At 63.0% G+C, this 12851-nt stretch carries 3 protein-coding genes; all 3 read left to right on the forward strand.

Annotated elements, in window-relative coordinates; genetic code table 11:
* The coding region (locus tag CI807_RS19215; RefSeq protein ID WP_095015762.1) for a phosphopantetheine-binding protein at positions 1-385 on the forward strand (385 nt) is incomplete at its 5' end.
* 3 nt (positions 386-388) lie between these two features.
* Complete coding sequence (locus CI807_RS19220) at positions 389-8170, forward strand: non-ribosomal peptide synthetase (protein ID WP_095015763.1); 7782 nt, start codon at positions 389-391, stop codon at positions 8168-8170.
* A gap of 73 nt (positions 8171-8243) precedes the next feature.
* On the forward strand, positions 8244-12851 hold a 4608-nt coding region (locus CI807_RS19225), incomplete at its 3' end, for a non-ribosomal peptide synthetase (protein WP_157742092.1).

Genomic DNA, 12851 nt, shown 5'->3' on the forward strand with positions numbered 1-12851 from the left:
GTTCCTGGCGCAGATGCCGCTGACCCCCAACGGCAAGCTCGACCGCAAGGGCTTGCCCGAGCCGGATGCCAGCCTGCTGCAACAGGCCTACGTGGCCCCCGAAACCGAGCTGGAACAGCAGATCGCGGCGATTTGGGCCGACATATTGCGCCTGCCGCAGGTCGGCCTGAACGACAACTTCTTTGAAGTGGGCGGCCATTCCCTGCTGGCGATCCAGATCACTTCGCGGGTCCAGGCCGATCTGGGCCTGGAAGTGCCGTTGGTGGAAGTGTTCCAGACCGAAACCCTGCGCGCCTATGTGCAGGCCGCCGCCACCTTCCGCGCCGGCAGCGCGGAAGATTTTGATGATCTTCGTGACTTTTTGAGCGAACTAGAGGCGATTTGACCCATGCTTTCCAACCCAAACATCGATCTGGTTTCGCGCTTTCTTCGCCTGCCTCTGGAACAGCGCCAGCAGTTTTACCAGCGCCTGCAAAGCCGGGGCATGAGCTTCGCCCAACTGCCGATTGCCTCGATCCGCGAGGACGGCCAGCACCTGCCGCTGTCCTACGCCCAGGAACGCCAATGGTTTCTCTGGCAGTTGGACCCGGACAGTGCCGCCTATCACGTCCCTGGTGCCCTGCGCCTGAGCGGGCGCCTGGACAAGGCGGCCCTGCAACGTAGCTTTGACACCCTGGTGGCACGTCATGAAAGCCTGCGCACCCGTCTGCATCTGGACGGTGAGCAGCGCGCCCAGGAAGTGCTGCCACATGCCGTCATCGAGATCGCTGAAAGCGCGGTTGACGAGGCAAACCTCAAGGCATCGGTAGAAGCTGAAATCGCCCGCCCCTTCGATTTGCAGCAGGGGCCTTTGCTGCGTGTCAGCTTGCTTGCACTGAGTGATGAGGAACACGTGCTGGTATTGGTGCAACACCATATCGTCTCCGACGGTTGGTCGATGGGCGTGATGGTTCAAGAGCTGATGCAGCTCTACGCCGCCTACAGCCAGGGGCAGGACTGTGCCTTGGCGCCGCTGCCGATCCAGTACGCCGACTACGCGCTATGGCAACGCAGTTGGATGGAAGCGGGGGAGAAGGCTCGTCAGTTGACCTATTGGCGTGAACTGCTCAGCGGCACGCAGCCGGTGCTGGAACTGCCGTTCGACCAACCGCGCCCGGCGCAACAGAGCTTTCGTGGCGCGCGTCAGGATATTGCGCTGGAACCGGCATTGGTCGAGGGCTTGAAGGCCCTGGCCCAGCGCGAAGGCGTGACCATGTTCATGCTGTTGCTGGCGTCCTTCCAAGCGTTTCTGTACCGCTACAGCGGCCAGCCGGATATTCGCGTCGGCGTGCCGATTGCCAACCGCAACCGCGTCGAGACCGAGTCGCTGATTGGCTTTTTCGTCAATACGCAAGTACTCAAGGCCGACCTCGATGGCCGGATGAGCTTTGCCCAGTTGCTGCAGCACACCAAGCACCGTGCGTTGGAGGCCCAGGCCCACCAGGACCTGCCCTTCGAACAGTTGGTGGAAGCGCTGCAACCCGAGCGCAGCCTGAGCCATAACCCGCTGTTCCAGGTGATGTTCAACCATCAGGCCCGTTCACATTCCGCAGGACAGCAACTGCCTGGCCTGAGCATGGCCAACCTGGAGTTGGACAGCCACAGCGCCCAGTTCGACCTGAGCCTGGATACCCAGGAAAGCGGCGAGGGCATCTGGGCCTCGTTGACCTATGCCACCGACCTGTTCAGCGCCGCGACTGTCGCGCGCATGGGTGAACACTGGCTGAGCCTGCTGCGTGACGCGGTGGCGAACAGCGCATTGCCTTTGCAGGACCTGGCGACGCTCGACGCCCATGAGCGCGAGCACATCCTGTATCAATGGAACGCCACCGAGCGCGGCTATCCGCAAGGGCAGTGGGTGCACCAGTTGATCGAAGCCCAGGCGCTGGCACGGCCAGACGCGCCGGCGTTGTGCTTCAACGACCTGTCCCTGAGCTACGCCCAGCTGAATAGCCGCGCCAACCGCCTGGCCCATCGCCTGATTGAAGCCGGCGTAGGGCCGGACGTGCTGGTAGGGTTGGCCGTGGAGCGCTCCATCGACATGGTGGTCGGTTTGCTGGCCGTACTCAAGGCCGGGGGCGCCTATGTGCCGCTGGACCCGGAATACCCGCGTGATCGCTTGGCGTACATGCTGGAAGACAGTGGCGTGAAACTGTTGCTGACCCAGGCGCATCTGCGTGATCAGTTGCCGATTCCCCAAGGCCTGGAAACCCTGGTGTTGGGTGAGTCGGATTACTCAGGCTACAGCGACGCCAACCCAGGCATTGCCCTGGACGGCGAAAACCTGGCCTATGTCATCTACACCTCAGGTTCCACCGGTCAGCCAAAAGGCGCGGGGAACCGTCATTCGGCGTTGCTCAACCGCCTGCAATGGATGCAGGAAGCCTATGGGCTGGACGCCGGCGATACCGTGCTGCAAAAGACCCCGTTCAGCTTCGACGTGTCGGTGTGGGAATTCTTCTGGCCGCTGATGACTGGCGCGCGCCTGGTGGTCGCCGCGCCGGGTGATCATCGGGATCCGGCCAAGCTGATCAACCTGATCAATCAACAGCAGGTCACCACGCTGCACTTTGTACCGTCGATGTTGCAGGCCTTCCTGCAGGATCCGGCGGTGTCGACTTGCCAGAGCTTGCAGCGCATCGTGTGCAGCGGCGAGGCCTTGTCGGTGGACGCCCAGCAGCAGGTCTTCGCCAAGCTGCCGCACGCCGTGCTCTTCAACCTGTACGGCCCGACCGAAGCGGCCATCGACGTCACCCACTGGACTTGCGTCGATGAAGGCCGCGATGCGGTGCCAATCGGCCGCCCGATTGCCAACCTCGGCTGCTACATCCTCGACAGCAACTTCGAACCGGTGCCGGTGGGCGTGCTGGGCGAGTTGTACCTGGGCGGTATCGGTCTGGCGCGGGGTTACCACCGTCGACCGGCGCTCACCGCCGAACGTTTTGTCGCTCACCCGTTCATCAAGGGCGAACGCCTGTACCGCACCGGCGACCTGGCGCGCTACCGCGACAACGGCGTGATTGAGTACGCCGGGCGTATCGACCATCAGGTCAAGCTGCGTGGCCTGCGCATCGAGTTGGGCGAAATCGAAGCGCGCCTGCTGGAGCACGACTGGGTGCGTGAGGCCGCCGTGCTGGCGGTTGACGGTAAATACCTGGTCGGCTACCTGGTGCTGCAGAACGCCGGTGACGACTGGCGCGACGCGCTGGGCGCGCACCTGGGTCAACATCTGCCGGACTACATGGTGCCCGCGCAATGGGTGCTGCTGGAGCACATGCCCCTGAGCCCCAACGGCAAGCTGGACCGCAAGGCGCTGCCCAAACCTGAAGCCACCCACCACTACGAAGCGCCGCACAGTGCGCTGGAGCAGCAGATCGCCGCGATTTGGGCCGACGTGCTGGGCGTTGAACAGGTGGGTTTGAACGACAACTTCTTCGAGCGTGGCGGTGATTCGATCATCTCCATCCAGGTGGTCAGCCGCGCTCGGGCGGCCGGTATCCATTTCACCGCCAAGGCGCTGTTCCAGCACCAGACGGTGCGCAGCCTGGCCCGCGTGGCGCAGTTGCAGACGGCACAGGTGATCGACCAGGGCCCGGTGCAGGGCGCGACGCCGTTGCTGCCGTTCCAGCAACTGTTCTTCGACATGCACCTGCCGGACCGTCATCACTGGAACCAGTCCTTGCTGCTGAAGCCACGCCAGCCTCTGCTGGCCGAGCCATTGGAAGCTGCGCTGCAAGCGCTCACCCTGCACCACGACGTGCTGCGCCTGAGTTTCAGCCAGCAAGCCGAAGGCTGGACTGCGCGGCATGATGCGCAACCTGCAACGCTGCTATGGCAGGCCAGCGTGCAGGACGCCGCCGAACTGCAAGCCCTGTGCGAGCGCGCCCAGCGCAGCCTCGACCTGCAACAAGGCCCATTATTGCGTGCGGTACTCGCAGAAATGGCTGACGGCTCCCAGCGCCTGCTGTTGGTCATGCACCACCTGGTGGTGGACGGCGTGTCCTGGCGGGTGTTCCTCGAGGACCTGCAAAGCTTGTATCGCCAGCAGAAATTGCCGGCCAAAACGTCTTCGTTCAAGGCCTGGGCCGAACGTTTGCAGGCGCATGCCCGCAGCGAATCGATCGAGCCGGAAAAAGCCTTCTGGCTGCAACAGTTACAAGGCGTGCCTGCCGATTTGCCCTGCCGTGATCCGCAAGGTGCACGTCCCGGCCGTCTGGCCCAGACGGTGATCAGCCAACTGGATGCCGAGCGCACCCGGCAATTGCTGCAACAGGCGCCCACGGCGTATCGCACTCAGATCAACGACCTGCTGCTGACCGCCTTGGCACGCGTCATCTGCCAATGGACCGGACAAGCCTCCAGCCTGATTCAGCTGGAAGGCCATGGCCGTGAAGACCTGTTCGACGACATCGACCTGACCCGTACCCTGGGCTGGTTCACCAGCCTGTTCCCAGTGCGCCTGACCCCGACCGAATCCCTGGCCACCTCGATCAAACAGGTCAAGGAGCAACTGCGTGCGGTGCCGGACAAGGGCCTGGGCTTCGGCGCGCTGCGTTACCTGGGTGATGACGCCACGCGCCAGGCGTTCAGCGTGCTGCCGGTGCCGCGCATTACCTTCAACTACCTGGGCCAGTTCGACGGCAGCTTTGACCAGCCGGACGGCCTGTTCACACCAGCTTCGGAACACGCTGGCGCCGAACAGAGCCCGGATGCGCCACTGGGCAACTGGTTGACCCTCAACGGCCAGGTGTACGGCGGCGAACTGCAAATGGGTTGGACCTTCAGCCCGCTGATGTTCGACGCGCCGCAGATCGAAGCCTTGAGCCAGGCCTTCACCCGCGAACTGACGGCATTGGTTGAACACTGCTGCACCCCTGGCAACAACGGCGTGACCGCGTCCGACTTCCCGTTGTCGCGCCTGAACCAGCAGCAGTTGGAATCCTTGCCGCTGGCCGCCGATGCCGTTGAAGACATCTACACCCTGTCGCCGATGCAGCAGGGCATGTTGTTCCACACCCTGTATGAACAGACTGCCGGCGACTACATCAACCAGATCCGCGTGACGGCCGATGGCCTGGACGTGGCGCGGTTCCAGCAAGCTTGGGATGCCACGGTGCAAGCGCACGATGTACTGCGCAGTGGGTTCTTTTGGGAGGGCCAGCTCGAATGGCCGTGCCAAGTGGTCTATCGCGAGGCTCGGTTGCCGATCGAGCACCTCGATTGGCGCGCGATGCCGGAGCGCGAACTGGAATTGCAGAACCTTCAGGAGGCCCAGCGCCGCCAGGGCTTCGATCTGGCCAAGGCGCCCCTGGTGCGCCTGGTACTGGTGCGCACCGATGAGCAACGCCATGAACTGATCTACACCAGCCATCACATCTTGATGGATGGGTGGAGCAATTCGCGGCTGTTCGGCGAAGTGCTGCAACGTTATGCCGGTGTCGCAGTGCCTGAAGCGGCCGGGCGTTATCGCGACTACATCGGCTGGCTGCAGCAGCGTGATGGCGCAGCGACTGAAACCTTCTGGCGCGAACAACTGAGCGTTCTGCAAGCACCCACGCGCCTGGGCAGCAGCCAGCCGACGGCGGCGGACGGGCATGGCGAGCATCAGCTCAGCCTGGATCGCGCACTGACTGAACGGCTTGAAGCCTTCGCGCGCAATCACAAGGTCACGCTCAACACCATGATTCAGGCGGCGTGGCTGGTCCTGTTGCAGCGCCATAGCGGGCAGTCGGTGGTGTCCTTCGGTGCCACCGTGGCCGGGCGCCCGGCAGAGTTGGCGGGGGTGGAGCAGCAGATCGGCCTGTTCATCAACACCCTGCCGGTGATCTGCGCGGTGGACGCCCAGCAGACCGTGGCCGACTGGCTGCAAGCGGTGCAGGCGCAGAACCTGGCGCTGCGTGAGCATGAACACACCGGGCTGTACGATATCCAGCGCTGGGCCGGGCAGGGCGGTGAAGCCTTGTTCGACAACATCCTGGTGTTTGAAAACTATCCGGTGTCCAAGGCCCTGGAGCAGAGCGGCGGCAGTGGCATTCGTTTCGGCCAGCCGGATTCACGCGAGCAGACCAACTTCCCGCTGACGGTTCTGGTGGACGTGGCTGACACGCTGTCAGTGCAATTCAGTTTTGCCCATGCGCATTTCGAGGCAAGCACGGTGCAAACCTACGGCCGCCATCTGGTCAACCTGCTGCAAGCCATGCTCGACGGCGACCAACAACGCCTGGGCGACCTGGCGATGTTGGAGGTGGCGGAACGCCAACAAGTGGTCGTTGACTGGAACGCCACGGCGCGGGATTACCCGTTGCAGTACTGCGTGCATCAACTGATCGAGCAGCAGGCGGCGCGCACACCGCAAGCCCCGGCATTGGTGTTTGCCGAGCAGCGCTTGAGCTACGCCGAGCTGAACCGCCGAGCCAACCGCCTGGCTCATCGTTTGATCGAGGCCGGTGTGGGCCCGGATGTGCTGGTGGGCCTGGCGGTAGAGCGTTCGATTGAAATGGTGGTAGGCCTGCTTGCGGTGCTTAAGGCCGGTGGCGCCTATGTGCCGCTGGACCCTGAATACCCGCGTGATCGCTTGGCGTACATGCTCGACGACAGCGGCGTGAAACTGCTGCTGACCCAGGCGCATCTGCTTGAGCAGCTGCCGATTCCGCAAGGCTTGAATAGCCTGGTGCTGGGTGAAGCCGCGTTTGAAGGCTACAGCGACGCCAATCCTGAGATCGTGGTGCATGGCGAAAACCTCGCCTACGTGATCTACACCTCAGGCTCCACCGGCCAACCCAAAGGCGCCGGCAACCGTCATTCGGCCCTGGCCAACCGCCTGCACTGGATGCAGGAGGCTTATGGCCTGGATGTCAGCGATACCGTGTTGCAAAAGACCCCGTTCAGCTTCGACGTATCGGTGTGGGAGTTCTTCTGGCCGCTGATGACGGGCTCACGCCTGGTGGTTGCGGCGCCGGGCGATCACCGGGATCCGGCCAAGTTGATCAAGCTGATCAATACAGAGCAGGTCACCACGCTGCACTTTGTGCCGTCGATGTTGCAGGCCTTTCTGCAAGACCCGACGGTGGCGACCTGTCACACCCTGCACCGCATCGTGTGCAGCGGCGAGGCCCTGCCGGTGGATGCCCAGCAGCAGGTCTTCGCCAAGCTGCCCCAGGCCGGGCTCTACAACCTGTACGGCCCGACCGAAGCCGCCATCGACGTGACCCAATGGACCTGCGTCGATGAAGGCCGCGATGCAGTGCCGATTGGACGCCCGATTGCCAACCTGGGGTGCTACATCCTCGACAGCAACTTCGAGCCGGTGCCGGTCGGCGTGCTGGGCGAGTTGTACCTGGGCGGCATCGGCCTGGCGCGGGGTTACCATCGCCGTCCGGCGCTCACCGCTGAGCGTTTTGTTGCCCACCCGTTCGTCAAGGGCGAACGCCTGTACCGCACGGGCGACCTGGCGCGTTACCGCGAAGACGGTGTGATCGAGTACGCCGGGCGTATCGACCATCAGGTCAAGCTGCGTGGCCTGCGCATCGAATTGGGCGAAATCGAAGCGCGCCTGCTGGAACACGACTGGGTGCGTGAGGCCGCCGTACTGGCGGTGGATGGCAAGTTCCTGGTGGGCTACCTGGTGCTGCAAAACGCCGATGACGACTGGCGTGATGTGCTAAGCGCCCATCTGGCGCAACAGCTGCCGGACTACATGGTCCCGGCCCAGTGGATGGTGTTGGAGCAGATGCCCCTGAGCCCCAACGGCAAGCTGGACCGCAAAGCCCTGCCCAAAGCCGACGCCAGCCTGCAAGCCCGGGAGTACGTCGCCCCGAACAGCGAACTGGAGCAACAGATTGCCTCGATCTGGGCCGAAGTGCTGGACGTGGAGCGGGTGGGCCTGCACGACAACTTCTTCGAACTGGGCGGGCATTCCCTGCTGGCCACCCAGGTGGTGGTGCGCCTGCGCGAGCAGTTGCACGCCGAATTCGACGTCAAATCGATTTTCACCACGCCGACCCTGGTCGAGTTCAGTGCCCATGTCGCCGCCCAGCAGACAAATAATTCGCCGGTGCAGGACGCATTGGCTAAATCCTTGGAGGCCCTCAAACGTCTATCAGCAGAAGATTTGGATAAATTGATTTCCTGAGGGGCGTGGCGTGCAAGCATTAATCGAGTCGGTAGGGTCACTTTCGGCGCAACAAAAGAAAGCGTTGGCGGTAATGCTCAAGCAGCAAGGCATCAACCTGTTTGAGATTGCCCCGGTTTTCAAGCGTCAGGAAGGTGAACCCCTTCGACTCTCTTATGCCCAGGAGCGCCAGTGGTTCTTGTGGCAGTTGGAGCCGCAAAGCCCGGCCTACCACCTGCCGCGCGCCCTGCGGTTGAAAGGCCGCCTTGACCGGGCGGCCTTGCAACGCAGCTTCGACAGCCTGATCGCCCGCCACGAAAGCCTGCGCACCTACTTGCATCAGGATCTTGACCAGGTGCTGCAAGTGGTCAGGCCTGAATTGCAGTTGGATATCCCCCTCGAAACGGGTGATGCCGCGCAGCTTGAGGCCCAGGTGCAAGCGGAGGTCGCCAAGCCCTTTGATCTGCAACAAGGCCCGCTGCTGCGGGTCAAGTTGCTGCAGGTGGCGCCCGATGATCACGTGTTGGTGCTGGTGTTGCACCACATCGTCTCCGATGGTTGGTCGATGCAGGTGATGGTCGATGAACTGGTGCAGTTGTACGTCGCCTACAGCCAGGGCCAAGACCTGCGCCTGCCGGACTTGCCGATTCAATACCCGGACTATGCCTTGTGGCAGCGCAGTTGGATGGAAGCCGGCGAAAAAGAGCGTCAGCTCGGTTATTGGTGCGAGCGGTTAGGCGGCGAGCAGCCAGTGTTGGAGTTGCCGCTTGATCACCCGCGTCCGGCCGTGCAGAGCTATCGCGGTGCGCGCCTGGACATTGGCCTGGACGCGGCACTGGTCACCGGCCTCAAGGCGTTGGCCCAGCGCGAAGGCGTGACTCTGTTCATGTTGTTGCTGGCGTCGTTCCAGACCCTGTTGTATCGCTACAGCGGGCAATCGGACATCCGTGTTGGCGTGCCGATTGCCAACCGCAACCGGGCGGAAACCGAGCGGTTGATCGGCTTTTTCGTCAATACCCAGGTACTCAAGGCCGACATAGACGGGCAAATGACCTTCAGTCAGTTGCTGGCCCAGGTCAAGCAACGTGCGCTGGAGGCCCAGAGTCATCAGGACCTGCCGTTCGAACAGTTGGTGGAGGCCCTGCAGCCCGAGCGCAGCCTGAGCCACAACCCACTGTTCCAAGTGATGTTCAACCATCAGACCGAAGGCCGTCGGGTACGTGGTGAGCAGCAGTTGCCGGGGCTGGCGGTGGAGGCCCTGGAGTGGGACAGCCTGAGTGCGCAGTTCGACCTGAGCCTGGATACCCAGGAATCGCCCGAAGGCATTTGGGCGTCGCTGACCTATGCCACTGACCTGTTCGACGTGGCGACCGTGCAGCGCATGGCTGAGCATTGGCAAACGTTGTTGCGTTCAGTGGTTGGCCGCGCCGGCAATCGCATTGCGCAACTCGCGATGCTGGTCGACGACGAGCAACGCCGGTTGTTGCAAGACTGGAACCACAGCGCGGCAGCGTTTGAGGACCTTGTGGGTGTACAGGGATTGTTTGAAGCCCAGGTTCAGCAGCGTCCCGACGCGGTTGCCTTGTGCCTGGACGATCAGTCCATCAGTTACGCTGAGCTGAACCGTCAGGCCAACCGTCTGGCCCATCACTTGATCAGATTGGGCATTGGCCCGGAAGTGTTGGTGGGGGTAGCGGTCGAGCGTTCGTTCGATATGGTGGTGAGCCTGCTGGCGGTGCTCAAGGCCGGCGGCGCCTACGTGCCGCTGGACCCGCAATACCCGCGTGAACGCCTGCTGCATATGCTCGAAGACAGCGGCGTGCGCCTGGTGCTGACGCAGGCCCATGTGCCGATGCCATTGCCCGAAGGCATGGCGACGCTGGACCTGGCGGATGCGCACTTGGCGCTGTGCCCTGAGCGCGACCCTCAGGTAGCGGTCTCGCCGCAAAACCTGGCCTACGTGATCTACACCTCCGGCTCCACCGGCAAGCCCAAGGGCGTGGCGATCAACCATGCGGCACTCACCGAGTTTTCCAGCATTGCCGCAGGTTATTCGCGGTTGACCCGTGAAGATCGCGTGCTGCAATTTGCGACCCTCAACTTCGACGGTTTCGTCGAGCAGCTGTACCCGGCATTGACCCACGGCGCCACCGTGGTGCTGCGCGGTCCGGACTTGTGGGACAGCGCGCGGTTGTACGATGAAATCATCGCCCAGGGCATCACCCTGGCCGACTTGCCGACCGCCTATTGGAACCTGTTCCTGCTCGACTGCCTGGCCGCCGGCCCGCGTTCCTACGGCGCGCTTCGCCAGATCCACATCGGCGGCGAAGCCATGCCGCTGGACGGTCCGGCACAGTGGTTGAACGCCGGGCTCGGTCATGTGCGTTTGCTCAACACCTATGGCCCGACCGAAGCCACCGTGGTATCGAGCGTGTTGGACTGCACGGCGGGCACCGAACTGATCGGCGCCACCGCCAGCCCGATTGGCCGCTCGTTGCCAGGTCGCGCGCTGTATGTACTGGATCGCGATCTGAACCTGGCACCGTTGGGCGCCGTGGGCGAGTTGTATATCGGCAGCCGCTGTGGCCTGGCGCGTGCCTATTTGAACCGTGCGTTGCTGACGGCTGAACGTTTTGTGCCGGACCCTTTCGGTGAGTCCGGCGAGCGTCTGTACCGTACCGGTGACCTGGCACGCTACCGCGCTGACGGTGTAATCGAGTACGTCGGCCGGGTCGACCATCAAGTGAAAATCCGCGGATTCCGCATCGAACTGGGCGAGATTGAAGCGCTGTTGCTGGCCCAGGTGGGCGTGCGTGAGACGCTGGTGTTGGCGGCCGACAACCAGCTCGTTGCTTATTTGGTTGCCGAGCAACACGACGCCGAAGCGCTCAAATCGATCCTGCGTGAACAATTACCGGATTACATGGTGCCTGCGCACCTGATCTTCCTTGAACGCATGCCGCTGAACCCGAATGGCAAGCTGGACCGCCAGGCACTGCCCAAGCCGGATGCGAGCCAATCGCAGCAGGCGTGGGTCGCGCCGGTCACCGAACTGGAGCAGCAAGTCGCCGCAGTGTGGGCCGATATTCTCGGCGCCGAGCGGGTAGGGTTGACCGACCACTTCTTTGAGATGGGCGGGCATTCGTTGTTGGCGATGCAGGTGGTGTCGCGCCTGCGTCATGCATTGGGGCGTGAAGTCCCGCTGAAACTGGTGTTCGAGCAACCGCGCCTTGAAGGTTTTGCCGCCACCCTGCACGCACTGGATACGCCGGAAGGTGAGCAGGCGCCTCCGCTGCTGGCGGTCGGCCGCGAACACCCACTGCCGCTGTCTTACGCCCAGGAGCGCCAGTGGTTTCTCTGGCAGTTGGACCCGGACAGCGCTGCGTACCATATCCCCAGCGCCTTGCGCCTCAAGGGGGCTTTGGATGTCCCGGCGCTGCAACACAGTTTCGAGGCCCTGGTGGCGCGCCATGAAAGCCTGCGCACCCATGTGCAAGTGCAGCCGGAGGGCGCGCGGCAAGTGATTCGAACTGACGCCGCCTTGCCGATCAGGTTGGGCGAGGTCAACGAGGCCGACCTACAGGCCCAGGTCGAGGCCGAGATCGCCCGGCCATTCGATTTGCAAGAAGGGCCGTTGTTGCGCGTGACCCTGCTGCGCCTGGCCGAAGACGACCATGTGTTGGTGCTGGTGCAGCATCACATTGTGTCCGATGGTTGGTCGATGCAAGTGATGGTCGATGAACTGGTGCAGTTGTATGCCGCATTCAGCCAGGGCCGGACGCCAGACCTGCCGGCTATGCCGATCCAGTACGCCGACTATGCCGTGTGGCAACGTACCTGGATGGAGGCTGGGGAAAAGGCCCGCCAGCTCGATTACTGGCGTGACCTGCTCGGCGGTGAACAACCCGTGCTGGAATTGCCGTTCGACCATCAGCGTCCGGCACACCAGAGCCATCGCGGCGCGCGCCTGGACGTAGTGCTGCCGACCACCCTGGCCGCCGAGCTCAAGGCCTTGGCCCAGGCGCAGGGCGTGACCCTGTTCATGTTGCTGCTGGCCTCGTTCCAGACCTTGTTGCACCGCTACAGCGGCCAGCAGGACATTCGTGTCGGCGTGCCGATCGCCAACCGCAACCGGGTCGAGACCGAGCGGCTGATCGGCTTTTTCGTCAATACCCAGGTGCTCAAGGCCGATATCGATGGGCAGACCACCGTTGCCCAGTTGCTCGCCCAGGTCAAGCAGCGCGCGCTGGAAGCCCAGGCGCACCAGGACCTGCCGTTCGAGCAACTGGTCGAAGCCTTGCAGCCCGAGCGTAGCCTGAGTCTCAACCCGCTGTTCCAGGTGATGTTCAACTACCAGGCTGAAGGTCGCACCGGTGATGAGCTTCAGGCGCTGGCGCAGTTGCGCATCGAAGGCTTGGCGTGGGACCGGCGTACCGCCCATTTCGACCTTGACCTGGATGTCCAGCAAAGTCCGGACGGGCTCTGGGCGTCGCTGGGGTATGCCACCGACCTGTTCGAAGCTTCGACCATCGAACGCATGGCGCGGCATTGGCAGAACCTGTTGCAGGCAATGGTTGCCGATCAACAACAGCCCATCAGCCAATTGAACCTGCTTGACTTTGATGAGCAGCAACACATTCTTCAACTGTGGAACCAGGCAGATGCAGGCTTCTCGGCCGAGCGTCTTGTGCATGAGTTGGTG

It is taken from the genome of Pseudomonas sp. NS1(2017), assembly GCF_002269425.1.
GTDB lineage: Bacteria > Pseudomonadota > Gammaproteobacteria > Pseudomonadales > Pseudomonadaceae > Aquipseudomonas > Aquipseudomonas reactans.

Excerpts from the sequence above, each read along its gene's own strand:
- CI807_RS19220 (WP_095015763.1), top strand. The coding sequence starts at position 389 with ATGCTTTCCAACCCAAACATCGATCTGGTTTCGCGCTTTCTTCGCCTG.